General features: G+C 71.0%; 20 protein-coding genes. 9 read left to right on the top strand and 11 right to left on the bottom strand.

What is annotated here, in order from left to right; all coding sequences use genetic code 11:
- Nucleotides 1–255: 255 nt before the first annotated feature.
- Nucleotides 256–2,538: a vanadium-dependent haloperoxidase gene (locus VF584_06560; protein ID HEX8209832.1), complete on the bottom strand. Its 2,283-nt coding sequence runs from the start codon at nucleotides 2,536–2,538 to the stop codon at nucleotides 256–258.
- Between the two features lie 410 nt (nucleotides 2,539–2,948).
- On the opposite strand from VF584_06560, the gene VF584_06555 reads away from it, so the two are divergent.
- Nucleotides 2,949–3,515 carry a hypothetical protein gene (locus VF584_06555; protein HEX8209831.1) on the top strand — a complete coding sequence of 189 codons (567 nt, stop codon included), beginning with the start codon at nucleotides 2,949–2,951 and terminating at the stop codon, nucleotides 3,513–3,515.
- Between the two features lie 343 nt (nucleotides 3,516–3,858).
- Here VF584_06555 and VF584_06550 read toward each other — a convergent pair whose 3' ends face one another.
- The 9 genes from VF584_06550 to VF584_06510 form a co-directional block, all read right to left on the bottom strand.
- Entirely contained in the window at nucleotides 3,859–5,205 is a 1,347-nt protein-coding gene (locus VF584_06550) for a RagB/SusD family nutrient uptake outer membrane protein (protein HEX8209830.1), read from the bottom strand.
- A 7-nt stretch (nucleotides 5,206–5,212) separates the two neighbouring features.
- On the bottom strand, nucleotides 5,213–8,287 hold the full coding sequence (locus VF584_06545; GenBank protein HEX8209829.1) for a SusC/RagA family TonB-linked outer membrane protein: 3,075 nt from the start codon (nucleotides 8,285–8,287) through the stop codon (nucleotides 5,213–5,215).
- Nucleotides 8,288–8,425: 138 nt separating this feature from the next.
- Nucleotides 8,426–9,331 carry an N-acetylmuramoyl-L-alanine amidase-like domain-containing protein gene (locus VF584_06540; protein ID HEX8209828.1) on the bottom strand — a complete coding sequence of 302 codons (906 nt, stop codon included), beginning with the start codon at nucleotides 9,329–9,331 and terminating at the stop codon, nucleotides 8,426–8,428.
- 131 nt (nucleotides 9,332–9,462) lie between these two features.
- Nucleotides 9,463–10,062 carry an LON peptidase substrate-binding domain-containing protein gene (locus VF584_06535; protein ID HEX8209827.1) on the bottom strand — a complete coding sequence of 200 codons (600 nt, stop codon included), beginning with the start codon at nucleotides 10,060–10,062 and terminating at the stop codon, nucleotides 9,463–9,465.
- A gap of 58 nt (nucleotides 10,063–10,120) precedes the next feature.
- Nucleotides 10,121–10,777 carry a DUF1176 domain-containing protein gene (locus VF584_06530; protein HEX8209826.1) on the bottom strand — a complete coding sequence of 219 codons (657 nt, stop codon included), beginning with the start codon at nucleotides 10,775–10,777 and terminating at the stop codon, nucleotides 10,121–10,123.
- Nucleotides 10,778–10,839: 62 nt separating this feature from the next.
- Entirely contained in the window at nucleotides 10,840–11,394 is a 555-nt protein-coding gene (locus VF584_06525) for a Uma2 family endonuclease (protein HEX8209825.1), read from the bottom strand.
- A 9-nt stretch (nucleotides 11,395–11,403) separates the two neighbouring features.
- Nucleotides 11,404–13,932, bottom strand: a complete 2,529-nt coding sequence (locus tag VF584_06520; protein ID HEX8209824.1) for a xanthine dehydrogenase family protein molybdopterin-binding subunit — start codon at nucleotides 13,930–13,932, stop codon at nucleotides 11,404–11,406.
- On the bottom strand, nucleotides 13,929–14,420 hold the full coding sequence (locus tag VF584_06515) for a (2Fe-2S)-binding protein (GenBank protein ID HEX8209823.1): 492 nt from the start codon (nucleotides 14,418–14,420) through the stop codon (nucleotides 13,929–13,931). The genes VF584_06520 and VF584_06515 overlap by 4 nt, the downstream gene beginning before the upstream one ends.
- A gap of 219 nt (nucleotides 14,421–14,639) precedes the next feature.
- Nucleotides 14,640–15,005 (bottom strand): response regulator, encoded by a 366-nt coding sequence (locus VF584_06510; GenBank protein HEX8209822.1) that lies wholly within the window; start codon nucleotides 15,003–15,005, stop codon nucleotides 14,640–14,642.
- A gap of 107 nt (nucleotides 15,006–15,112) precedes the next feature.
- Between VF584_06510 and VF584_06505 the strand changes: the two genes are divergently transcribed.
- A complete protein-coding gene (locus VF584_06505) occupies nucleotides 15,113–15,484 on the top strand; it encodes an Hpt domain-containing protein (GenBank protein HEX8209821.1) in 372 nt (123 codons plus the stop codon).
- Between the two features lie 90 nt (nucleotides 15,485–15,574).
- Here the strand turns inward: VF584_06505 and VF584_06500 are convergent, their stop codons facing one another.
- Complete coding sequence (locus tag VF584_06500; GenBank protein HEX8209820.1) at nucleotides 15,575–16,678, bottom strand: helix-turn-helix domain-containing protein; 1,104 nt, start codon at nucleotides 16,676–16,678, stop codon at nucleotides 15,575–15,577.
- 441 nt (nucleotides 16,679–17,119) lie between these two features.
- Between VF584_06500 and VF584_06495 the strand changes: the two genes are divergently transcribed.
- The 7 genes from VF584_06495 (at nucleotide 17,120) to VF584_06465 (ending at nucleotide 24,648) form a co-directional block, all read left to right on the top strand.
- Complete coding sequence (locus VF584_06495; protein ID HEX8209819.1) at nucleotides 17,120–17,482, top strand: response regulator; 363 nt, start codon at nucleotides 17,120–17,122, stop codon at nucleotides 17,480–17,482.
- Nucleotides 17,472–21,179 carry a PAS domain S-box protein gene (locus VF584_06490; GenBank protein HEX8209818.1) on the top strand — a complete coding sequence of 1,236 codons (3,708 nt, stop codon included), beginning with the start codon at nucleotides 17,472–17,474 and terminating at the stop codon, nucleotides 21,177–21,179. The genes VF584_06495 and VF584_06490 overlap by 11 nt, the downstream gene beginning before the upstream one ends.
- A gap of 124 nt (nucleotides 21,180–21,303) precedes the next feature.
- The gene (locus VF584_06485; GenBank protein ID HEX8209817.1) at nucleotides 21,304–21,882 is read left to right on the top strand and encodes a nucleotidyltransferase family protein; all 579 of its coding nucleotides are present in this window, start codon (nucleotides 21,304–21,306) and stop codon (nucleotides 21,880–21,882) included.
- Complete coding sequence (locus tag VF584_06480) at nucleotides 21,879–22,718, top strand: XdhC family protein (protein HEX8209816.1); 840 nt, start codon at nucleotides 21,879–21,881, stop codon at nucleotides 22,716–22,718. Before VF584_06485 ends, VF584_06480 begins: the two co-directional genes overlap by 4 nt.
- A gap of 132 nt (nucleotides 22,719–22,850) precedes the next feature.
- Complete coding sequence (locus VF584_06475; protein ID HEX8209815.1) at nucleotides 22,851–23,867, top strand: hypothetical protein; 1,017 nt, start codon at nucleotides 22,851–22,853, stop codon at nucleotides 23,865–23,867.
- Entirely contained in the window at nucleotides 23,864–24,220 is a 357-nt protein-coding gene (locus tag VF584_06470; protein ID HEX8209814.1) for an XdhC family protein, read from the top strand. The genes VF584_06475 and VF584_06470 overlap by 4 nt, the downstream gene beginning before the upstream one ends.
- A gap of 65 nt (nucleotides 24,221–24,285) precedes the next feature.
- Nucleotides 24,286–24,648 carry a TraR/DksA C4-type zinc finger protein gene (locus tag VF584_06465; protein HEX8209813.1) on the top strand — a complete coding sequence of 121 codons (363 nt, stop codon included), beginning with the start codon at nucleotides 24,286–24,288 and terminating at the stop codon, nucleotides 24,646–24,648.
- Nucleotides 24,649–24,933 lie beyond the last annotated feature (285 nt).

Here is a 24,933-nt window from a genome sequence, read left to right as displayed (position 1 = left end):
ATGATGGGCGCGACAGCCGCGCCCGTTGGCCCGCTTTCCCCGTCATGGCGGGGTCGCCCCACGGCCGCACGGCCGCCGAAGCGTGGAGGATGCCCTCCCTTCCTTCTCCCTGGGGGAGCCCTGTCGTACGGACGAAAAAGCCCCGCCCGGCGCTATGCCGGGCGGAGCTCTGGGCCCCTGTCTGGTTTCGGTAAATCTTCGGAGGTAAGGATAGCGGAGCTCCGCGGGCCGGTCAAGTGCCGCCGCATCGTGCCGTCACACCAGCGCCACCACCTTGCCGTCGAAGATGCGGATGGTCTGGCCGTCGAACCGGGTGAGCTGGAAGTAGGCGTCGTCCTCGTTGAAGCCCAGCGACATCTCCTGGAGCATGCGGATGGCGATGGCCTCGCCAAAGGGGAGCGACTCCGTGTAGTCGCTGCGCCAGTGCACCCCCGCCGCGTTGCGGAAGATGGCGATGTTCCCGGCCAGCTTGTTCAGCTCGCCGCCCACCGTCATCTGCCCCGCGTCGCCGCCCGTGTACGCGACCAGCGACAGGCCGTCGGTGCTGGCCAGGAGCGGGTTCTCGATGACGGCCGTCTCGTCGAAGAACGCCTTGAGCATGGTGGCGAGCGCCCCGCTGCCGGTGGCGTGCCCCGCGCCGTACGCCGGGTGCGTGGGTGCGCCCTCGGAGTACGCCTGGGGCAGCAGGTACGAGGAGGGGGAGAGCTCCCCCGGCTGCCCGAAGTACGGAGCCAGCCCGCCGCCCAGCAGCGACGTGGTGATGCTGGTGTGAAGGGGGTAGGCGCGCCCCTGCGTGCCCGCGCTCTGGTTGAACATCATCTGGTTGTGCACGCGCCCGCCGTACTCCTCTGGACGCAGCCGGCGGTGCACTCCCCACTTCTGCCACCACACGGCCCGCAGCGCGCGGCCCAGCACCTCGCCGAGCACCTGCAGCAGGTGGATGGGCCCAAAGGTGGCGAACCCCACCTGCTTGCGCGCGTCCATCAGCACGCCGGGGGGGTCGTACGGGTTGCCCGCGTTCTTGGCGAACTCCGCGTCGATCTGCGGCCGCTTGGTGACGCCGGACTGGAAGCTGAGCTGGTTGCCCGTGGGCTCCGACATGAGGAGCCACGCCGCGTTGTAGAAGGCGTCGAGCACCTGGTCGAAGTGCACAAAGGTGGCACCATCGCGCAGGTTGCGGATGAAGACGCGGGTGCTCTCGAACAGGTCCATGCCGCGCCGGTCCATCCCGTTCTGCACGTCGAGCCACACCGGGAACCCTCCCAGATAGTTCTTACCGGCGAGCGCGGGAACCAGGCGCTGGTCGATGACGCGGGCGCCGTAGGAGATGAAGCCGTCCAAGGCGTCGCGCCCGAACCCGGCAGGCTTGCGGGGATCGGTGTTGCCCTTGAGCAGGAACTGGCTGACGTACGGCCCCGTCTGCTCGCCCGGGTAGATCCCCCGGAAGACGTTCTGCGCCGTTACGGGCGTGGTGCCGCCGAACCACGGAAACTCGCCGTTCATCGACGTGATGGCGGCGGCGATGGTGGCGTTGCTGCCGTATGCCGCGAAGTGGACGTCGCGCGCCGCCGCCATCCAGTACAGCTCCCCCGCCTCGTGCGCCGTCTGCTCGCTGTCGAAGCGCGGCGCCGGCGCCATGGTCAGCTCCTGCGCATCCGGCCCCTCCACGTCGAACGCCAGCCCCGACTGCGGGTTGGTCAGCTTGAGCGCGTCGGTGGAGGCCAGCACGATCTCCTCGAAGTCGCCGGGGTCCTCGCTCTGCAGCGCCCGCAGCAGCGACGCGTACGAGTAGCCCACCGGGTCGCCCAGCGAGTCGTGCTTGAGGCTCTTGGAGTAGTTACCGGCCAGCGGCGTGGCGTGGTAGTCGACCTCGTCGTTGTTGTTGGCGTGCTCCTCGTGGGGACGGCGCGCCGCCAGCTCGGCAGCCTGCTCGCGGACTTCGCGCGCGGAGAGGCGGCGCTGGTCCACGCGGCGCGAGAGGCTCGTCTCCCGCACGTTCAGGTTGTCGAACACCACCAGCCCCGGCGCGGGCGCCGCCTGGTACGTGCCGCTGAACAGCCCCGGCTTGATGCCGGTGAGCGCAAAGGGGGCGGGGTTGCTGAACAGCGTCGTCCACTCCCACCCGTCCCGCGAGACCTCCCAGAACACCGTGCCGTGCTGCTCGCGGATCTGGAGCCAGCGGTGCGCCTGGAAGTCGTATGGCACCGTGAGGAACACCAGGTACGCGCCCCCGGTCTGCTGCTCGCAGCGGAGGAGCCCGTTGACGAGCCCGATGGCGATCTCGTTCCCCTCGCTGACGTACGCGCGCAGCTGCGCCTGCCCGGTGCGCGGCGCCCGCACCAGCTCCACCCAGATGCGGGAGGCGGTGAGGTCGTACGCGTCCTTGGCGGTGTAGCCCGCGTAGCTGTCCGCCTTGCTGCTGAGATTCCAGAGCTCCAGCCTCCGGTTCACCTCCCGCGCGTCGCCGAACACCCACCACCGCGTGTTGTCGGGGGCGTTGTCGTTGAAGTCCTCCACCAGCGTGTGCGCCTTTGCCATGCTCCCCTCCGGGCCGGGTCCGCCGCACGAGTGGCGGACGGTTTCCGTACCCGCCGCGGACATTCGCCGCGGCGGGTCTGCAACCGGTCCCGGATCGCTCTGCCGGGGGGCCTGGAGTCGGCCCTTCTCTGTTCCGTCAGCCTTTGGGGACGCAAAAAGGCCCCGCCCGGTCGCTGTGCCGGACGGGGCGATGTGCCCCGCTTCAAATTTCGATACGTCTGAATGGCACAATAAAGGCGGCATGCGATTGTGTCAAGCTCGGAGAGCCCTGCGACTCGGCGGCGAATGTCGGATCGGGAGCGGAGGGTCGCCCCATCGCGGAAGCACGCGGCGAGCCCCTCTCCCTTGCCCGGGCTCGTTTCGTGCGCCACCATACGGGCTCGCACGCTGCTCAACCCGCCGCTCTCCCGATGACGAAGACAATCTCGAACCGCCTTCTTGCAGTCCTTCTCCTCCTGGCCGCCGTGCCGGGCGCGGCCCACGCGCAGCACAGCCGCATCCGCGCGCTGGGAGTGGGCGACACCGTGCGCGTCGTCACGCCGGACCAGGGGGAGGGCCCGTTCATGGGCGTGCTGACCGCCTACGAGTGGCAGGGGCTCACCGTCCGCCAGCGCGGCACCGGGGTGGAGCGCACGATCCCCTTCGCCGACGTGCGCGGGCTGGCGCGAAGCCTGGGAGTGCGCCGCCAGCACACCGCCTGGCGCGGCGCCCGCATGGGGGCCATCTCCCTGGGCGCCGCGGGGCTGGTGAGCGGCCCCCTCCTCGCCACCTCCGAATCGGGCGACCGCTGGGAGATTCCCGGCACCACGGCTCTTGCCGCGGCGAGCGGGGCGGTGCTTGGGGGTGCCATCGGCGGGGCGCTGGGCTGGGCGCTGGCGCGGGAGGAGTGGCAGGAGTTCCAGCCCCCCGCCGCCGCCCGCGTCAGCGTGGACCCCGGCGGCGCCACCACCGTCGGCGTCTCCGTCCGCACCCGCTGACCCTCGTTCCGCCTCACGCCCCTACGACCCCCATCGTAGGGGCGTGATTCATCACGCCCTCCCTCCGCCTTCCTCGACCCCCGCCCCGCACACGAATTCGGTAGGGGCCGCCCCACGTGGCTGCCCGTGCCATCCGCTTCTCCGCAGCCCGCTTTCGGGTGCGACTGAAGGCCGGCGCGCTCATAAACGTCGGTGCACGAGACCGCTTCAGCGGTCTTCCCGTCGTTCCAGGCGGGGGATTCATTTCATCCCCCGCCGCTCCCCCGCCGCACGCCGCCGAATACGCGCGAAAAAGAGGGGCGCCCACCCGGACGCCCCTCTTCACATCACTCGCCCCGGCCCATCAGCAGCCGGAGTTCGGGTTCCTCTCGCACTCCGACTGCGGGTACGGCAGGAACTCGATCGACGGGCGCTCGGACGTGTACGCCCGCAGCCGCCGCAGGTCCTCCCAGCGCAGCCCCTGCCCGAACAGCTCGTAGCGCCGCTCGTACAGGATCTGCGCGAACACCTCGGCCTCCGTGTCCAGCGCGCTCGCCGGGAGCGGCGGAAGGCACCCGCGCGGCTCGGGAAGCGCCGTCGTGGGCTGCGCCGGGCACAGGCCGTTTACGTCCCGCCCCTCCGAGCGCACCTGGTTGATCAGCGCCGCGGCAAGATCCAGCCGCCCCAGCCGCGCCTGCGCCTCCGCCTGGATCAGGCGCATTTCGTCCGGCAGGTACAGCGGGTACGCATCCGTGCGGGCGCCGCCGTACGCGCGGAAGGTGAAGATGGAGTCCGGGTTGCCCAGCGTGGCGCCGGGGCTGCGGTTCGCCCAGAACGCCGGACGCGCGTCGCCCGGCTGCGCCTCGAGGAAGAACTCCCTGCGCGCGCCCACGTAGTTCAGGCTCAGCCCGTACTGCCAGATCGGGTTCTGCCCCGGGAGCGGGTACTGGAGGTGCGACACCACCGTGCGGTTCACCCGCCCCGCCGCCGCCAGCGCCTCCGGGTAGCGCGCGTCGAACAGGTAGTAGCGCGCCAGCATCGCGTCCACCGTGTTGCGCAGGTCGATGCCGGCGCCCGAGCTGGGCACCAGCACCCGCGTGCGGAAGGGGGCGAGCTCGTCGTCGGTTACCGTCGCCAGCTCGGCGCGCGCGCTTTCCAGCGTCGCGATCACCGAGTCGCGCACCTCGGCACGCGGGCGCGGCGGGGCGCCCAGCGTGTCGTACGTCAGCGGCATCTGCTCGTACTGCGTCGTCAGGTGCCCGATCGCCATGGAGCGCAGCAGCTTCGACAGCACCGAGATCCCCACCACCTGCCCGCGGCTCAGCCCCACCCCCGGAGCGCTGCGCGTGAGCACGTCGGCCGTGCGCGCGATGCGGTACGCCGCCGCGAAGGGGTCGCCCACCACCCCGAACGTCGGGTCGGGCGTGCCCGTTACCAGCGATTGGTCGGCGGGCAGCGCCAGGAAGCGGGCCCCCCACTGGTCCGTCACCAGCTCCGGCGCGCGGACGAAGACGAGAATGCTGTCCGCGTACTGCTTCTGGATCCCCACCGCCGTGGTCAGGACGAGCTCGGGGTCGGTGAGCACGTCCTCTTCCAGGGGGGCGTTCGGGTTGGTCAGGTCCAGGTCGCACCCCGCGGTGGCGGCGAGCGCCGCCATCAGCAGCGCCACCCCCGCGCGCCCTGCGCCCCGCCCGTGGTTCAAGAAGTTCATGCGTGCCTTAGAAGTTGAAGTCGAGGCTCACCACGACGGTGCGCGGGATGGGGGTGGTGGCGAAGTCCACACCGCGCGCCACCGTGCTGGCGGCGAACAGGTTGATCTCCGGGTCCAGGCCGCTGTAACTGGTCCAGGTGTGCAGGTTGCGGCCGGCCACGCGCAGCCCCACCTCGTTGGCGCCAAAGCGGCGCACCCACGGGGCGTCGAAGCGGTAGCCCAGCGCCACCTCGCGCAGCTTCACGAAGGAGCCGTCCTCGATGAACTCCTCCCACAGGAGGTTGCGCTCCGTGTTGCGGCTGAAGGTGCCCGAGATCGTGTCGCCGCGCGCCTCCATCCCGGCCGTGGGGGCCGAGCCAAAGAACTCCGAGCTGCGGCGCGTGAAGTTGGCCACCTCGTTGCCGAAGCGCCCGTCCACGAGCAGCGCCAGCTCCACCCCGCGGATGTTGAAGGAGTTCTGCAGCGAAGCGGTGAAGTCCGGGTTCGGATCGCCCAGGATGCGGCGGCGGAAGACGTTCGCCGGCGTGCCGTCCGCGTTGCGGATGATGTTGCCGCTCGCGTCGCGCAGGGTGTCGCGCGCGTTCACCGGCACGCCGCCCGCGCCCAGGTGCAGCTTGTTGCCCTCGGAGTCGCGCGGGTACACGCGGCCCAGGAAGACGCCCAGCGGCTGCCCCTCGATCACCGCGTTCAGGTACTCGAAGGTCAGCGTGTCCGAAGCCGCGCTCAGACGCTCGATCTTGTTGCGGTTGCGCGCGAAGAGGAAGCGGCTGTTCCAGGTGAAGTCGGGACGCTGCACGTTCACGCTGCTCAGCGACAGCTCTATGCCGCGGTTGCTAAGCTCGCCGATGTTGCGGAACTCGTTGGCGAAGCCGCTGGTTAGCGCCAGCGGCACCGAGAGCACCAGGTCGGTGGTCACCTTGTCGTAGTAGGTGAACTCGGCCGCGATGCGGTCCCTGAAGAAGCCAGCGTCCGCGCCGAACTCGTACTCGCGCTGCCTCTCCGGCTTCAGCTCGGGGTTGGCGGCCCGGGTGTCCGGGCGCAGCCCCACGCGGCCGCCGTACAGCACGTTGGTGTACGTCACCTGGTTGAGGTACTCGCTCGGCGGCTGGCCGCCCGTCTGCCCGTAGGCGGCGCGCAGGCGCAGCCCGCTGAACACGCGTCCCAGCGGCCCCGTGGAAAAGCCCGGCTCGTCCTGCACGTCGTACGACGCGCTCAGGCGCGGAAACATCTGCCAGCGCTGGCCCGCGCCGAACGCCGACGACGCCTCGGCGTTGATGCCGGCCGTAAGGAAGAGGCGGTCCGCGATGGCCACCCGCTCCTGCAGGAAGCCGCCCATGGTGCGCAGCTCCACCAGCGACTGCGAAGCCGTCTGCACCGCCCCGATCGCCAGCTGCTGGTCGGGAAGGATGTCCGAGACGGCCGAGCGGATGGTGTTGGTGCGGTCGTTGGTGTAGCGGAAGCCGGCCGTGCTGGTGAGCCCCAGCCCCGGGCGGAGCTGCGACTCCAGCGTGGCGGTCAGGTCGTTGTTGAAGCGCCGGATGGAGCGCACCGGCGTCTGCAGCGACCCCGTAAAGGTTGCCCCGGTGGAGGCGCGCGGCTGCAGGTAGGTGTTCTCCTCGCGCCCGTCGTCGATCCCGGCCAGGTAGGTGATGGTCAGGTTCGGCAGCGGCGTGGCCGTGGCCTGCGCGCTCCCCAGGAAGCGCGTCACGTCGTTGCGCGCCTCCCAGTTCTCCACCACGTCCAGCACGTTGGCGCCCACGATGGGGTTGTAGACGTAGCGCCCGGTGAGCGTGTCGCGCGCCGCCGCGTTGAAGTGCGTGGGGGTGAAGATGATCCCGGTCAGGATTCCCTGCGTCTGCTCGCCCTCGGGCACCAGGTTGGTCTGGGTGCGCAGGAAGCTCCCGTTCGCCCCCACCTCCAGCCAGTCGGAGATGCGCTGCGTGATGCGCCCGCGCCCGCCGAAGCGCTCGTAGCCGGTGGAGCGCACGATCCCTTCCTCGTCGTTCCAGTTGCCGGAGAGGTAGTACGTCGTCCCCTCGCCCCCGCCCGATACGGAGAGCTGGTTGCTGGTGCCGACGCCGGTCTGGAAGACCTGGTCCTGGAAGTCGTAGCGCACCGTGTCCGCGCCCGTGCGCGACGCCGGGATGCCGGAGAGCACCTCGGCGCGGCCGATCTTCGTCTCGCGGTTCAGCCGCAGGAAGCCGGGGGTGCGCGACGCCTGCATCTCCGTGCGGAAGCTGACCTGTGGACGCCCCTGACGGCCGCGGCGCGTGAAGATCTGGATGACGCCGCTGTTGGCGCGCGAGCCGTACAGCGCGGCCGCCGCGGCGCCCTTGAGCACCTCCACCCGCTCGATGTCTTCCGGCGCGATGTCGGACAGTCGGTTGGTGAGCGCGGTGTTGGTGCGGGTTGCGTTGGCGCCCAGCCCCACCAGCGCCTCGTTGTTGTTGTCCACGATCACGCCGTCCACAACGATCAGCGGCTCGGCGTTCCCCAGGATGGTGTTGGTGCCGCGCAGGCGGATGCTGACGCCGCCGCCCGGCTGCCCCGAGGTCTCGCTGATCTCGGCGCCGGCGATCTTCCCCTGGAGCGCCTGGTCCACCGAGGTGGCGCCCGGGGCCTCGGCCACGGCCTCGCCGGTCACGCTGGCCACGGTGTTCCCCAGCTGCCGGCGCTCGGCCGGCGCGCCGGTGCCGGTCACCACCAGCTCCTGCAGTTCCAGGGCGGCGGCGGTCAGCGCCACCGCGTCCATCGTCACCTCGCGGGCGGCGGCGAGCGTCACCGGGCGGGTGGTGGTCTGCCGGCCGATCAGCGAGTACTGGATCGTATAGCTGCCGGGGTTCACCTGGGCCCGCAGCCGGTAGCGGCCAGCCGCGTCGGTCAGGGTGCGCAGCACGGTCGCGGTCGACCCGCCGCGGATCTGGACCGCCGCGTTCGGGAGCGGCGCCCGGCTCTGGGCGTCGACCACGGTGCCGGTGATCACGTACGCGGGGTCCTGCGCCGCCGCGGGAAGGGCCGTGAGCCCTCCGGCGGCGGCGAGCAGGGCCGCTCCGAGACACCGGCGCAGACTGGGTAGGCGCATCAACGGTCTCCAGCGTGTGGGTTCGCCCGCGTGCGGGCGTGTGCCGGCCCGCGGAGCGGTGCCGGGTGAAACGGATGTCTACTTTCTAGACTGTCGGCGCGGAGCGCGCAAGAGCCTTCCAGCATTGCTCATCCACGCTTAAGCCCGCAGCGGCCGCGCCACCATGATGCCGGTGGCGTTGCGGATGGCGGCCACGTACTCCGGCAGGGTGCGGCGGCTCACCTCCACCGCGCCGCCGGAGAGCGGGGCGTGCAGCACGCGCATCACCCCCGCCCGGTCGCGGTACGCGAACCCCGTGTGCGTCGCGTCCAGCCCCGCGATGCGGGTGGCGAATGCGAGCACGTCGCCGGTCTGGATGCGGTTCTGCACCGCCGCGATCCGGTCGGTGGGGATCACGACGCGGCGCATGGCGTCCAGCGCACGCTCGCGCTCGGCGATGGCCTGGAAGGTGGCGCCGTCGCGCAGGGCGGGGTAGGCAGAACGGTGCTCGGTCATGAAGCGCAGCGGGCGCTCGTCGCGGGTGCCTCCCAGCTCCGTGCCCAGGTCGCGCAGCAGGCCGCGGCGGGCGTTGTCCTCGATCCACTCGCTGAAGTAGTGGAGGCGGCTGGCGTAGCCGTTCCTCACCCCGCCGCGGTAGCGCATCCGCTCCACCTCCCGGGCGAAGTCGCTCCACCGCCCCTGTCCGTGGGCGGCGCGCGCCACCGCCAGGCACCCCTCCACCAGCAGCACGCAGTCGAAGCGCGAAAGGTCCAGCGTGAGCGGCTCGCTGCGCGGGTCGCCGCCCTCCTTGGCGTACGCGTCCAGCATCCCCGCCACGTACGGCGACCCCAGCGACAGCTCTCCCACGCGGGCCACGGCGCGCCCCAGCGGCACGCGCGTCGTCATGAGCCGCTCCGCGCGCAGGGTGCGCACCCAGCTCGCCAGCCGCGCGCGGTCGTCCGCGGGCGCCGTCGCGGAGCCGAGCAGCGGGTGGGCCACCAGCGCCCCGGCCGCCATCATCGCGCGCCGCAGCATCTCGCGGCGGCCGATCAGGTCATCATTCATCGTTGTCCCGCTTGGGAAAAGGGCTCAACTGCGCCTCACACAGAGACACAGAGGGTACCGCGAGAACGGCAGAAGGGGTTCTCTGCGGCTTTGTGGTTCCCTCTGTGCCCTCTGTGTGATGCTCTTGTTGTTTATTCGTCGTCCGGGCCGGCGTCGAGCACGGAGCGCAGCAGGTGGTCCAGGTGATCCAGCCGCTCGCGCTCGGAGCGGAGCTCCAGGAGGCGCTGCTGCCACGCGGGATCCACGCGGATCGCCCGCGCAAGCTGGAACGCCGTCTCCTCCTCCGCGTCGATCTCCGGGAATGGCCGCGGATGGCGGACGACCTGCTCCAGCACCTCGTAAAAGAGCTCGATGGAGCGCAGCCGGTGCTCCATCAGCCCGAACTCCGCCGCGTCCTCGTCCGCGTACGGCGCGGCGACGCACTCCCAGTACAGGTGGGGCGACTCGATGCCGTCCTCCACCTCGAACCGCTCTCCGCCGCGCACCAGCACCAGCGAGCGGCCGTCGGGAAGCGGCTGGTAGTTGAGGATCTTTGCCGTGCACCCCACGTGGCCGGGCTCCACGGTGTACGGCCCCGCACAGTCCGGATCGTGGTACAGCAGCCCGAACGTGCGGTCCCCCTCCACGCAGTGCGCCATCATCTGCCGGTAGCGCGGCTCAAAGATGTGCAGCGGCATCGGCCCGCCCGGAAAGAGCACCACCGGCAGCGGAAAGAGAGGAAGGCGGCGCATGCGGGCTCCAGGGTGCTCGTAAGTCTTGCTGCACTCCGCGCGGAGTGCCTCCGCATCCTCAACGAACCGCCGTTCCTCCAACTCCCGGCGATGCGCTCGTGTCGGCTGGGATGAACGGCCACCGGTGCGGCTCCATGATGGGCGGTTCCGCGTCCCCGCACTCCTGGCCGCGCTGCCACTTCACCGTGGGAACCCCCCGCGGGAAGGCGAAGCGGACGAGCTTGCCGCAGTCGCCCACTCCGCGCGACTTCGACAGTACCTCCAGCTCGCGCGTGGCGCGGTCGAATTCGGTGATGCCGTTCACGTACGGAATGGAGTCTTCGGGGGAGCCGCCCTCGTCGCCCCCCGGAAGGCGCAGCGGGGCGGACGCGCGCCCCGGCCCCTGGACGAACACGAGCTTCCCCGGCTGATATGCGCCCGGATAGCACAGCACCTGCACGAGGTAGCGCCCCTCGCCGAGCGTATCCACCTCGATTCCGGCACCCATTTCGGCGGCAGCCGTTGCGCGGCGGCGCTCCTCGCAGTCCTCTCCCCAGCCGAGGATCTCACGCCACCCCGCCCGATCCTCCGTGCCGGGAAGCACCGCAACCTCCGTCGCCGGGGTGGAGCTTTGCGCCGCTCCCGGGGAGCCCTGGGCAGCCTCCTCTCGCTCCGGCGCCTCGGCCGCGCAGGCGGAGAGTGCGGCCAGCGCCGCTGCCAGTACGAGTGCTCGCATGGTCTTGTCCGGAGGTGGGAAGCGGCACGATCGGGAGGCGGCGTTTGCGGCCCGGGTCAGCGTCACAGCCACAAATTATCGACGAGAAACCGCCAGCCGGGCACCGCCGGCTCCGCTTCCGCCGTCTCGCCGCGATGGTAAATGACGGGCGTGTCCGGCTCCGTTGCCCTGTATACGCGAATCACCTCGTCGCGCAGCACGTCCACGTCCCACACTACCTGCGCTCCGGCGGCGAAGTAGTCGGCGCGCTTCGCCATCATCTCGCGCTCGGCCCGCAGTCCGTAATCACCCTGGCTGCGCACTTCCACGGCTAACGCAGGAGGCCCCTGCATGAACCTTCCCTCCGTAGGAGCACCTGTGTACCAGGCTGCGTCTGGACTGAACGACTGCCGGTGCGGAAGGTTGACGACGAACACTGCGCCATCCGTGAGCGCGTACCCACCGCCACGGTTTACTTCGTGGTCGTCGAGGCTCCGGTAGATCCGCCCCGCGGCACGATTGGGCTTGAACCCCGTGCCCCCCCTTAGTACGATCTGACCATTGACGATCTCCGCCTTATCGTCCAGTTCGTAGAGGTCTTCCACCGTCGCCTCGCGCGGAAGCTTCAGAATGTTCATGGGGTCTCCTCAGTCCGCGGCGATGCGCTCGGGCTCCTGCGCTTGCGCGGCCTTCTGCTGCAGGGCGCGCCAGACGCGGGGGGGCGAGAAGGGAAGCGAGTCCATGCGCACGCCGACCGCGTCGTAGATGGCGTTGGCGATGGCGGGGATGGTGGAGTGCAGCGGACCCTCGCCCGCCTCCTTGGCGCCGTATGGGCCCTCGGGGTCGATCGACTCCACGATCAGCGCCGTCATCTCCGGCGTGTCCAGCGAGGTGGGGACGCGGTAGTCCAGGAGCGAGGGCGCGTTGTGCAGCCCCGCGCGCCCGTGGTCCGCGTCCTTGAAGACGTGCTCCTCCATCAGCGCCTCGCCGAAGCCCATGTACGCCGAGCCCTCGATCTGTCCCTCGACGATGGTGGGGTTCAGCGCGCGCCCGCAGTCGTGCGCGATCCAGATCGACTTCACGTCCACGAAGCCCGTCTCCACGTCGACCTCCACCTCCGCCACGTGCGCGGTGAAGGAGTAGGCGGGCGATGCGCCGATGGTGCCGCCGCGGTACTCGCCGTGCACGTCGCGCGGAGTGTTGTAGGAGCCAACTGATCCCAGCGTGCCGTGCTTCGCCTCGGCCAGGTTGAAGGCCTCCACGATGGAGATGTTGCGCCCCGTGTCGCGCGCGTCCATCGCGCGGCCGCCGGCCAGGAGGACGCGCTTGGGCGATACGCCCCACTCCTCGCCCACCGCCTCCTGCACCTGCGCCTTGAGCTTGCGGGCGGCGTCGATGCACGCGTTCCCCAGCATAAAGGTCACGCGCGACGAGTAGCTTCCCAGGTCCACCGGAGTGAAGTCCGTGTCCGAGGGGAGGACGCGCACGTGGTCCAGCGGCACACCCAGCTCCTCGCAGACGATATACGCCACCAGCGAGGTGGAGCCCTGCCCGATGTCCGACGCGCCGCTGAAGACGGCCACCCGCCCCGAGCGGTCCACCTGCAGCTGCACGGCGGACTGCGGCATCCGGTTGGGGTAGATGGGGTAGTTGGTGCCGCTGATGTAGCACGAGCCCGCCACCCCCAGCCCGCGCCCGAAGCCCAGCTTCCCGCGCCGCTCCCTCCACCCGCTTGCCGCCTCCACGGAGTCCAGGCACTCCATGAAGCCATTGGAGGTCACGCGCAGCTCGTTGACCGTCCGCCGGAAGCTCCCCATGAAGTTGCGGCGGCGCAGCTCGATGGGATCGATGCGCAGCCGTTCGGCCAGCTTGTCGAGCGTGACCTCAAAGGCGAAGCGCGGCTGCACGCTGCCGTGGCCGCGCTTGGGGCCGCACGCCGGCTTGTTGGTGAAGACGCGCGTGCTGTCGAAGCGGTACGCCGGGATCTCGTACGGCGCGGCGAGCAGCTGGCCGCTGTAGTACGTCGTCACCAGCCCGAACGACGAGTACGCGCCGCCGTCCAGCAGCGTCTTGGCGTCCACCGCCTTGAGCTTGCCGTCGGCGGTGGCGCCCACGCGGTACTTCATGTGGAAGGGGTGCCGGCCGCGGTGGGCCAGGAACACCTCTTCCCGCGTGTACAGGATCTTGACGGGGCGCCCCGTCTTCATCGCCAGCTTGGCGACGCAGAACTCCAGGTCGAACGGCTCGCTCTTGCCGCCGAAGCCGCCGCCCACGTGCGGCTGCACCACGCGCACCTTGGCGGGGTGCAGCTCCAGCACCTTGGCCAGCTCGCGGTGCAGGTAGTGCGGCACCTGCGTGGACGACCACACCGTCAGCCGCCCGCCGGGCGCGCCGCCCTCCTCCCACTGCCCGATCGCGCAGTGGGGCTCGATGGGGGTGTGCGTGGTTCCCTCGAAGAAGTATTCGCCCTCGATCACCACGTCGCTCTCGGCCAGACCGCGGTCCACCTCGCCGAAGTCCAGCTTGACGATCTTGGAGATGTTGCCGTTGTGGCCCGCCTTCTTGGCATCGTGGATCTGCACGTCGGTGCGGCGCGCGGACTCGAAGGGGTCGAGGATCGCCTCCAGCACTTCGTACTCCACGCGGATGAGGCCCAGCGCGCGGTTGGCCGTGTCCTCGTCCACGGCCGCCACCGCCGCTACCGCGTCGCCGATGTAGCGCACCTTTTCGGTGGCGAGCGCCTGCTCGTCCGGGGTCCACACGATGATGCCGAAGGGGATCGGCATCTCGTCGCCCGTGACCACCGCGTGCACGCCAGGGAGCGCCAGCGCCTCCGACGCGTCGATGCTCACGATGCGGGCATGCGGGTGCGGCGAGCGCAGGATCTTGCCGTGCAGCATCCCCGGGAGCGTCAGGTCGTCCGTGTAGCGAGCGCGGCCGGTGGACTTCTCCAGCCCATCCGTCTTGCGCTGCCGGCTGCCGATGACGTTCAGCGGCGCGGTCTCCTCCCCCTCGTCCACGTCGTCCACCGGCTCGCCGGCGTGCGAGGGGGCGTGGTCGATCACCGGGGTGCCGCGCTCGGCGACCTCGGGCTCGTCCAGCGGAACGCCGCCGCGGGCGCTCTCGAACTCCTGCGCGGCGCCGGGGTTCAGCGGGTCTCTCGGCTCGGTGCTCATCGCGTCGTCTCCTGCATGCGCCCGGCCGCCATCTCCACCGCGTCCAGGATCTTGGTGTAGCCGGTGCACCGGCACAGGTTGCCGGAGAGCGCCTCGCGGATCTCGTCGCGCGTGGGCGCCGTGTTCTCCTCCAGGAGGGCGGCCGCGCTCATCAGGATCCCCGGGGTGCAGAAGCCGCACTGCGCGGCGCCGCACAGGTCGAAGGCGTCCTGCAGCGGGTGCGGCGTCCCCGGCGCCGTGCGGAAGCCGGCCAGCCCCTCCACCGTCCGCACCTCGTGCCCCACCCCCTCGTACACCGGCGTGATGCACGAGAGCGTCGGCACGCCGTCTACCCACACGGTGCACGCGCCGCAGTCGCCCTTGTCGCACCCCTGCTTGCTGCCGGTGAGCCCCACGGCGTAGCGCAGCGCTTCCAGGAGCGTCCAGTGCGTGGGGACGGCCACCTCGTGGACGTCGCCGTTTACGCGTAGGGTGAGCAGGTCCTTCATCGGTGCGCGCGCGGAGTTCAGGGGAGTGGACGGGCCCCGGAATCGTACCCCGTACCCGCTTGAGTGTCAACGTCTTCCGAGCGCCGGACGCGACCTGGAGAACGTGTGCTGAGGAACGAAAAAAGCGTCTCACGCAGAGGCGCGGAGACGCGGAGAGAAAACGGCAGGGGCTCACATGACCTTCGGTTCCCTCCGTGGCCTTTGTGAGCTTCGCTTTTGTCAGCCCGTGCCCAGCAGCTCGTTGAGGACCCGCACCACCTCGTCCAGGTCCACGGGCTTGGGCAGAAAGGTCTGCGCGCCCATCTCGCGCACGGTGTCGGGGATCTGGGGGTCGGTGGTGCCGCTCAGCACGACGACGGGGATGTGCGCGGTCTTCACCGACTGCTTGAGGCGCTTGAGGGCCGTGACCCCCGTGCCGCCGGGCATGTTGATGTCCAGCAGGATCGCGTCCGGGGCCGCGTTCATGGCGAACATCGACACCTGCATGGCGTCCGCGGCCACGACCACGTCCCAGCCCTGGGCACGCAGCCCCGCGCGGAGGATCTGTACGATCAGCGGATCGTCGTCCGCAACCAGAATCTTCATCGTCTCGCCAAGGGGTACCTTCCCCGATAATTTTCCCCGCACGCGGCGGGAGAGCCGAGCACGTTCGTCACCCGCCCCCGCATTGTCAAGCCAGAACGCAGGAATCTATGACCGAAGACCCATTCCGCGCGCAACCGCCGGGAGACCCCGCCGCGCTGGAGCGGCTCCACCGCTGGGGGGGCGACGCGCTCCGCACGCAGATCGTGGAGATGTTCCTGGCCCGCGCTCCTGACCAGATCGCCGCCGCCCTCGCCGCCGCCGAGCGCGGCGACGCGGAGGAGGTGCGCAAGGTCGCCCACACCCTCAAGTCCAGCGCCGGCCAGCTCGGCGCCGTCACCCTGCAGCGCTTCTGCCAGGACGCCGAGCGCCGCGCCGAAGCCGGCGAGGGTTCGTCGCTCGTCCCCCTGGCGCACGCCCTGGCGGCCGAGCTGGAGCGATTCCGCGCGTGGCTGTACGATCCGGAGGGGGGCGGGATGTGAGGGGGAGCACCGCGGTCCGCGCCGCACAGATCCGGTAGGGGCGCTATTTATGGCGCCCGTGTCCGGCGCTGCTCCGCCGCACGCTCCGTGTCATTCGCCCAGCGGCGGCGCGGTGAGACCCAGATCCGGAAACACGAACACCTGCACCCAGCGCCGGAAGAACGGGTCGTCGAACTCGTACGCGGCTCCCACGCGCGCGAGGAGCTCCGCCTCGACGAGCGCTTCGAGGGCGCTGCTGACCGTACTTTTGGGGCCCAGGCCGAACCGCCGCGAGGCGTCCGCGCTCATGGCCTGCAGCCCGGGCTCGGCCGCCAGTGCACGCATCACCTTGGCTTGCGCTGTAGATAGTCCTCGCCACACCGTCTCGCGCAGAGCGGCCTGCTCGCGCACCAGCCGCTCCATCGAGGCCGCCGCGGCTCCATCCGGCGCTTCTCCGGTGCGGCCGTAGTCGTCCCACACGGCGCGCGCCAGCTGGACGACGTCGCGCGTGCGGGGGCCCGCGTACCGTACGATCGCATCCGCTTCGGCGAGCGGGATCCGGACTCCGGTGCGGCCCGAGTGGGCAGCGATCCACGCGGCGAGCTCGTCCGCGGCGATGGGCCCGAACGCGAGCAGGTCCACCTGCTTCCAGAGGGCGCGTCCTTTCTTCGTGACCATCGCTTCGATCTGGTGGCGCTTGGAGCCCGCCAGGACGTAGCCGATCCTGCGGTGGCGCTCGAAGACGTCCTTCAGCGCCCACTCCGCGTCCTCTCCGCCCCACTCGTAGATCCGCTGGAACTCGTCCAGCCCGATCCCGAGGGTGGTGCCGCGCCGCTCGAGAAGTGTGTTGACCGCGTCGAGCGCTTTCGAAAGGAGCCGGTGCTCGGAGCCGCGGTCGCGCGCGCCAAAGCCGAACGCTACGGAGGGCAGGGATCCGGGCTCGGACGATGGCTTGATCTCGACCGTTGCGTTCAGGCTGGCGGCGATCTGTTCCATGGCCTCGCGCCACCCTTTCCCCACCGCTGCACGCACCGCCGCGAGAACCCGCTGCGCCGCGTCCGCTGAGTCTTTGGCCGTGGCAAGCGAGGCGATCGCCACCGGCACACCCTGTTTCCGGGCATCCTCGGCGGCGCGGTCCAGGGCGGACGACTTTCCGAGCCGCCGGTCTCCGTAGACGACGAGCTTGGAACCGGGCTCCGTAAATGCCCGCGTCATCCGCGCGGTCTCCACTTCGCGATCGGCGAAGTGCTGTCCCGATGCGCGGAGACCGATCTCAAAAGGATTGCGCTTCGGTGTAGTGCGATTCGGCATACACTTTCCTGAGTACGACTTTCCCCGGTCCGGAAATTCCCGGACCGGAATTCACCGTACTCTGCCATACGAAGCAATATCACGCATGCTCGGCTCAGATCCGCCCACCCTGACGCCGTACGAAAGCTGAACACCCGCCCCGCACCCCGCCTCCCGCCGCCGTTTTCCGCGCGCCCAGCTCCCGCAGCCGTACAGATCGTAAACGCTCCCCCGGCACCGCGCCCCGCGTGCGGTTACAGGCAACTGCAATCAGCACATCGACTTAGCAAAACGGGCCGGAATGGCGCGGAGATCGCCTTGGGGGAAGCGCCACGAACCACTCCCCCGCAGAAGCGCAGCCCCGCCATGAAGAACATCGCCCTGGTCGAAGACAATCCGGACAACCGCATGCTCGTGCAGGCGCTCCTCGACGGGGAGTACTGCGTGACCGAGTACCCGGACGGCCCCGAGGCGCTGGACGGGATGCGGCGCGCGCACCCGGACCTCGTGCTCCTCGACATCTCCCTTCCCGGGCTGGATGGCGTGGAAGTGCTCCGCATCCTGCGCACGGACGAGGCGCTGCGCGCCCTTCCCGTCATCGCGCTGACGGCGCACGCCATGAGCGGCGACCGCGACCGCTTTCTGGACGCCGGCTTCGACGACTACGTCACCAAGCCCATCATCGACGAGGAGCTCCTCCTGGGAGCGATCAAGCGCCATGTCGCATGAAGTGAACGCGGTACTCGACCCCGCGCGCCTCGCCGAGCTGCACGCCACCGGGCTGCTGGACTCGCCCGCCGAGGAAGCCTTCGACCGCCTCACCCGCCTGGCCGCGCGCCTGCTGGACACGCCGATCGCGCTGGTGTCGCTGGTGGAGGCCGACCGGCAGTTCTTCAAGAGCCAGGTGGGGCTGACCGCGCCGCTCTCGGAGACGCGCGAGACGCCCGTCAGCACCTCGTACTGCCGGCACACGGTGGCGGCTGGGGAGACGCTGGCCATCGACGACGCGCGCATCCACCCACTGACGGCGGCGTACTACGACGCGATCGCGTACCTGGGCGCCCCCCTGCGCACCCACGACGGGCACGTGCTGGGCACGTTGTGCGTGGTGGACCAGCGCCCCCGCGCCTGGACCACCGAGCACGCGGAGACGCTGGAGGCGCTCGCCGCCTCCGTCGTCGCCGAGATCCGGCTGCGGCGCGACCTGCAGGAGCGGCGCGCCGCCGAGCAGGCGCTGGGCCGCCGCAACGGCCTGCTGGAGCTGCTGCGCGCGGTGGCCGACGACGCCAACCAGGCCGCCACCGTGGAGGAGGCGGTCGCGGCGTGCCTGGAGCGGGTCTGCTCGTACACCGGGTGGCCGGTGGGGCACGCATGCTTCGTGGACGGCGCGGGCGGGCTGGTGTCGGGGCACATCTGGCACCTGGACGAGGCGGAGCGCTACGCGTCGTTCCGCCAGGCGTCGGAAGCGGCGCGCTTCGCCGCCGGCGAGGGGCTGCCGGGGCGCGTGCTGGCCACCGGCGAGCCGGCGTGGGGGGTGGACGTGGCCAGCGACCCCGGCTTCATTCGCGCCAGCGCCGCGGCGGAGTGCGGGCTGCACGGCGCATTCGCCTTTCCGGTGCAGGCGCGCGGAAAGGTGGCGGCCGTGCTGGAGTTCTTTACCGAGTCCAGCCGCGAGCCGGACGCCGCGGTGCTGGACGTGATGCGCCACGTGGGCACGCAGATGGGGCGCGTGGCCGAGCGCGCGCACGCCCAGGAAGGGCTGCGACAGAGCGAGGAACGCACCCGCCGCATCGTGGAGTCCGCCCACGACGCCTTCGTGGCGATGGACGCGGAGGGGCGGGTGACGGATTGGAACGCCCGCGCCGAGCAGATCTTCGGGTGGACGCGCGCGGAGGCGTACGGCCGCTCCCTCGCCGAGCTGATCATTCCCCCGGAGCATGGCGCCCGGGTGGAGCGGCTCTTCCGCGAAGACGCGAAGCCCATCGTCAACCAGCGCGTGGAGGTCCCCGCCATCCACCGCGCCGGCTGCACCTTCCCGGTGGAGATGACGGTGACGCCGATCCGCGTGGGCGGGTCACAGATCTACACCGCCTTCCTGCACGACATCAGCGAGCGCAAGCGCGGCCAGGAGGAGCTGCGGCGCAAGGAGGAGTACTTCCGCGCCCTCATCGAGAAGGCTTCGGACCTCATCACCATCCTCGACGTCCAGGGGATGTTCCGCTACGAGAGCCCGGCGGTGTACGAGCTGTTCGGCTACGAGGGCGAGGAGCTGCGGGGGCGCAACGCCTTCGAGCTGATCCACCCCGACGACGTGCAGTCGGTGCTCGCCATCTTCGGCCAGATCCTCAGCCAGCCGGGTACGAGCGGCGAGGTGCCGTTCCGCTTCCTGCACAAGGATGGTTCGTGGCGCTGGCTGGGCGCGCGCGGCACCAACCTGCTGGAGCACCCGGCGGTGGGCGGCGTGGTGGTCAACTCGCGCGACATCACCGCCAGCCGCGCCGCCAAGGAAGCGCTCGGCGAGAGCCAGCGCATGCTCGCCACCCTCATGCGCAACCTTCCCGGGATGGCCTACCGCCGCCGCAACGAGGGCGCGGGGTGGCCGATGGAGTTCGTGAGCGGCGGCGCCACCGCGCTCACCGGCTACACCCCGGCCGATCTGGTGCCGGGCGGAACCGTCTCCTACGCATCGCTGGTGCACCCCGGCGACGCGGAGTACGTGCGCCGCCAGGTGGAGGCGGCGCTGGCCGAGGGGCGTCCGTTCGAGCTGGAGTACCGCATCCTCACCGCGTCGGGCGAGGCGCGCTGGGTGTGGGAGCAGGGGCTGGGCGTGCGCTCGGCCGATGGCGAGCTGGTCGCGCTGGAGGGCTTCATCGCGGACGTCACCGAGCGCAAGCAGGCGGAGGCGGAGCTGGTGCGCGCCAAGGAGAGCGCCGAGGCCGCCAACCGCGCCAAGAGCGAGTTCCTCTCGCAGATGAGCCACGAGCTGCGCACCCCGCTCAATTCGGTGATCGGCTTCACCAACGTGCTGCGCAAGAACAAGCGGGGCGCGCTGGGCGACCAGGAGCTCGGCTTCCTGGACCGCATCGCAAGCAACGGGGTGCACCTGCTGGGGCTGATCAACGACATCCTGGACCTTTCCAAGGTGGAGGCCGGCAAGGTGGAGGTGGAGCTGGCGCCGGTGGCGCTGGACGAGACGGTGAAGTCCATCATGACCGAGCTGCAGGGCGCGGTGCGCGACCGTCCCATCGAGCTGCGCGCGATGGTGCCCACCTCGCTCGCCACGCTGCAGGCGGACCAGGTGAAGCTCAAGCAGGTGCTGATCAACCTGGTGGGGAACGCGCTCAAGTTCACCGAGCGCGGCAGCGTGACGCTGGCGGTGACGACGGACGCGGCGGGGCGGGCGGTGCGCATAGACGTGGCGGACACGGGCGTCGGCATCCCGCGCGACCGGCTGACGGCGATCTTTCAGCCCTTTGAGCAGGCCGAGGTGGGGACGGCGCGCAGGTTCGGGGGCACGGGGCTGGGGCTGGCCATCTCCGCTTCGCTCTGCGAGCTGATGGGCTACCGGCTCCAGGTGCGGAGCGAGGAGGGGGTGGGGTCGGTGTTCAGCGTGATCCTGGCGCCGCACGCCCCGCAGCCCGACTTGGTGCCGTCGCTCGTGGCACCGGCGGTCGCGGTGGCGCACGCCGCCCCCGCCGAGCCGGTGGAGACGTCGTTCCTGGACGAGGGCGCCGCCGACTTCGGCGGGCGGCTGGTGCTGGTGATCGACGACGAGGCCGACTCGCGCATCCTCCTGGCCCATCACACGGAGGAGATGGGGTGCCGCACCGTCACCGCGGCGTCGGGCGAGGAGGGGCTGCGGCTGGCCCGCGAGCTTCGCCCCGACCTCATCACGCTGGACCTGCTGATGCCGGGGATGAACGGCTGGAACACGCTGCGCGAGCTGCAGGCGGACGCGGAGCTGCGCCACATCCCGGTGGTGGTGGTGAGCGTGCTGGCGGAGGAGAGCCGCCGCGACCTGGATGGCGCCGCCGAGCTGGTGGACAAGCCGGTGGGCCGCGGTCCGCTCCTCGCCGCGCTGCGCCGGGCGCTCGCCCGGGGCGTGCAGCGGGCGCTGGTGGTGGATGGTGACCCCGCCGCCCGCACCGCCGCCGCCGACCTGCTGCGCGCCGACGGGGTGGAGGTGCGGATGGCCGCCCACCCCCGCGCCGCCATGCGCATGCTGGACAGCTTCGCCCCGGACCTCGTCCTGCTGGACACCCCCGTGTCGGTGCCGGACGGGCGCGAGCTGATCCGCGCCCTGCACGACCGCTCGCGCCGCGGCGGGGTGGCGCCGCCGGTGGTGGTGGCCGCCATGCACCGCCGCGAGCAGGAGGCGGTGCACGCCGGGGCGGGACTGGACGCCTGCATGGTCCCCGCCGGATAGCGCTTGACGAAACGGCGGTTATGGTGCGATACTCGAAACGACGTCCCGTACGGACGTTCCAACCATTCCCGCCGGGGCCATCCCCCCGGCGGGCTTTCTTTCGGTCTTGCCGCGCCTGCCGCCCATGATCGCCGGGATCGTGCTCGCCGCGGGGCGCTCGCGGCGCATGGGGGAGCCCAAGCCCTTCCTCCGCCTGGGCGGGGTCACCTTTCTGGAGCGCGCCGTCCACGCCCTGCGCGACGGCGGCTGCGATCCGGTGTGGGTGGTCGCCGCCGCCGGCGACGAGCGGGTGGCCGAGGCCGCGTCCGCGCTGGGCGCCCGCGTCGCGCTCAACCCGGACGCGGATTCGGAGCAGCTCGACTCGCTGCGCATCGGCCTGCGCGCGCTCCCCGCGGAGGCAGAGGCGGCGGCGGTGCTCCCGGTGGACATTCCCGAGGCGGATGCCGTGCGCGCGGTGGTGGATGCGTTCCGCGCCACCCGTGCGTCCGTGGTCGTACCCGCGAGGGAGGGGAAGCACGGCCACCCGGTGCTCTTTGCGCGCGCCGCGTGGCCCGAGCTGCTCGATGCGGAGCTGCCAGATGGCGCCCGCACGGTCGTCCACGCCCACGCGCACGACCGGGTGGAGGTCCCCGTGGCCGTGCTCCCTGACGACGTGGACACGCCCGACGACCTGCGCCGCCTGCGCGAGCGGACGCGCACGTGAGTGGACGGCTGGAGGTGGCCGACGCGCTCCACCACGCGCGGCGGGCCGTGGCGGCGGGCCCGCCCGCGGTGAGCGTCGTCGTGCTGGAGTCGTCCGATGGAGGCCCCGCCGCGGGCGAGCGGATGGTGGTGTGGGCGGCCGAACACGCCGGCACCCTGTGCTCCGCCGCGCTGGACGCCATCGCCGTCCAGGCCGCGCGCTCGCGCCTCCCCCCCTCCGCGCCCGCGGGGACGGAGGTGCTGGAGGCGGAGGGGGTGCGCTGCACCGTCTACCTGGAGCCGCACCGCCCGCGGCCGGAGCTGGTGATCGTGGGTGCGGGGCACATCGCGCGGCCGCTGTGCAGGGTGGGGGCGCTGCTGGGCTTTCGCGTGGTGGTGCTGGACGACCGCCCGGAGTTCGCCACCCGCGAGCGCTTTCCCGAGGCCGCCGAGGTCCTGCGCGCCGACTTCGCGGACCCGTTCCGCGGCGTGCCCATCCACGCCGGCACGCACCTGGTGCTGGTGACGCGCGGCCACAAGTACGACTTCGAAGCGCTGCGCGGCCTCCTGCTGGGCCCCGAGGTGCCGGCCTACGTGGGAATGGTGGGAAGCCGCCGCCGCGTGCGCGCCGCGCTGGAGCAGCTCATTCGCGAGGGGATCCCGCACGAGCGCCTCGCCGCCGTCCACGCCCCCATCGGCCTCGACGTCCACGCCGAGACCCCCGAGGAGATCGCCATCTCCATCGCCGCCGAGATGATCCTCGTGCGCCGCGGGGGGACGGGCATTCCGCTGCGGGATCGGGAGCGGGTGGCGGAGCGGTGGGTGGGGAAGGGGCCGCCACTGGACACCGGGGGCTGAAGCCCCCGGCTGGAACCACGGGAAGCTCACTAAAGTGGGCTCGAGAAACGCGAAATTGGACCCGGAGTCCGCGCAGGCGGACTTTGTGCCGTTGTTGCAGCGAGTTCACTCGCCCGGTTGCTTGAGGCCCCGATGTACCAGAGCTGCATCTACTGCTCGGCGGACATGGGCGCCAACCAGGCGCTCGAGAGCTTCCCCATCGGCCGCACGGTCGCGTTCGATGCGGGGAAGGGGCGGCTGTGGGCGGTGTGCGGCAAGTGCGGGCGGTGGAACCTGGCGCCCATCGAGGAGCGCTGGGAGCCGGTGGAGGATGCGGAGCGGCTCTTCCGCGACTGCCGCACGCGGGTGCAGGCCGAGAACGTCGGGCTGGCGAAGCTGCGCGACGGCACGCGGCTGATCCGCGTGGGCGCCGCGCTCCAGGGCGAGCTGGCGGCCTGGCGCTACGGCAGCACGCTGGAGCAGCGGCGAAAGAAGTACGTCGTCGCGACGGGGGCGGTGGCGCTCGGAGTGACGGCGGTGTTCGGCGGACTGGTGTGGGCGGGGATCGGGGGCCTGTTTACCCACACGATACTCGCCTGGCACGGGCAACTTACCCAGCGCGAGCTGCACCGCGCGCCGGCCGAGGCCTCGCCGGACGGCAAGCCGCGCATCATCCGCCGCTGGCACGTGGAGGGAGCGCGGCTGGGCGAGGATGCGTCGGGGGACATCGCCCTCCGCATTCCCGGCATCGGACACGTGGCGCCGAAGTCGATGTTTTCCTCCGATTCGCGCGATGACGAGAGAGATGTGCTGGTGCTCTCCGGCCAGCATGCGCGGCGCGCTCTGGAGCGCTCGATGGTGCGGGTGAACGCAAAGGGCGGCAAGCGCCGCCAGCTCGCCGACGCGGTGGCCCTCATCAAAGCCAACTCGCCGGAGGAGTACATCCGCCAGGCGGCGCGCGGCGGCTGGTACCTGGGCAAGGTGCCGGGAAAGGAAGATCAGCGCCTCAAGACCGTCGGGGCGCTGGCGCTGGAGATGGCGCTGCACGAGGAGCAGGAGCGGCGGGCGCTGCAGGGCGAGCTCTCCATTCTGCAAGCGGCCTGGCGCGACGCCGAGCAGATCGCCGACATCGCGGACCGGCTGGCCATCGCACCCACGCAAACGGAATGACCGAAGACCTGGCGGTGTTCGAAGCGGCGGAAGAGGCGGCGCGCGCGGGGCGGGCGGTGGTGCTGGCGACCATCGTCCATTGCCGCGGCTCCGTTCCGCGCGGCGCGGGGAGCAAGATGCTCGTGGACCCCCAGCGCGGGCTCACCGGCACCGTGGGCGGCGGGTGCGGCGAGGCGCAGGTGATCGAGGCCGCCGCCGTGGTGCTGGAGTCCGGCGCCCCGCGGCTCCTGCGCATCGACCTCACCGAGGACCTCTTCTCGTGGAGCCCCGCCGTGTGCGGCGGCGTGTTCGACGTCTTCATCGAGCGGGTGACCCCCGCGCGGCTGGACCCGGTGGCGGCCGGCGCACCTTGACCAAACCCGCCCCTGCTACATTAGTTTCGCAAATCTGCCCATCCCCCGAAACGCGAAGGACGCGCATGACCGCAGTGCAGAGCCCGCTCCGCCCGGAGCAGGTGGATACCATTCGTACGGAGCTCCTCCGCACGCTCACCAAGCTGGAGCGGAGCCTCAAGATCAGCGGCGAGAGCGCGCGCCCGCGCGACCTGGAGCAGGACACGGTGGGGCGCCTGTCGCGCATCGACGCGCTGCAGACGCAGGGGCTCACCAAGACGCTGGCCGAGCGCGAGCGCGCGCAGCTCTCGCACGTGGTGGACGCGCTGCGCCGCATCGAGGAAGGCACCTACGGCGCGTGCAACGCGTGCGGCGGCGCCATCCCCTTCGAGCGGCTGCTGGTGTTCCCCGAGACGCGCGCCTGCACCACCTGCGCACGCGCGGCCTGACCGATCCCGCTCCACAGATTTCGCGATCCCGCGGTGGCCCCCGATGGCCGCCGCGGTGCCTGCGCGTAAACTGCAACAGCCTCACACAGAGGCCACAGAAGGAACAGAAAGCCACAGAGAAAGCTTTTGCGGTTCTCTCTGTGGCTCTGTGTCTCTGTTAGGAGTTACGCAGTTGGTTGTAAGCAGGTAGCTTACAGCTATGAACGCATCCAAGGTGATTGATAGCCACTACATACAGTTCCTGATCGCCAGTCCGCGCATGGTGAGTGGCACGGAAGCCGCCCG

The organism is Longimicrobium sp. (genome assembly GCA_036389135.1).
Lineage (GTDB): Bacteria > Gemmatimonadota > Gemmatimonadetes > Longimicrobiales > Longimicrobiaceae > Longimicrobium.
Note: the sequence above shows the minus strand (reverse complement) of the source record. Positions and strands in the feature narration are given on the sequence as shown.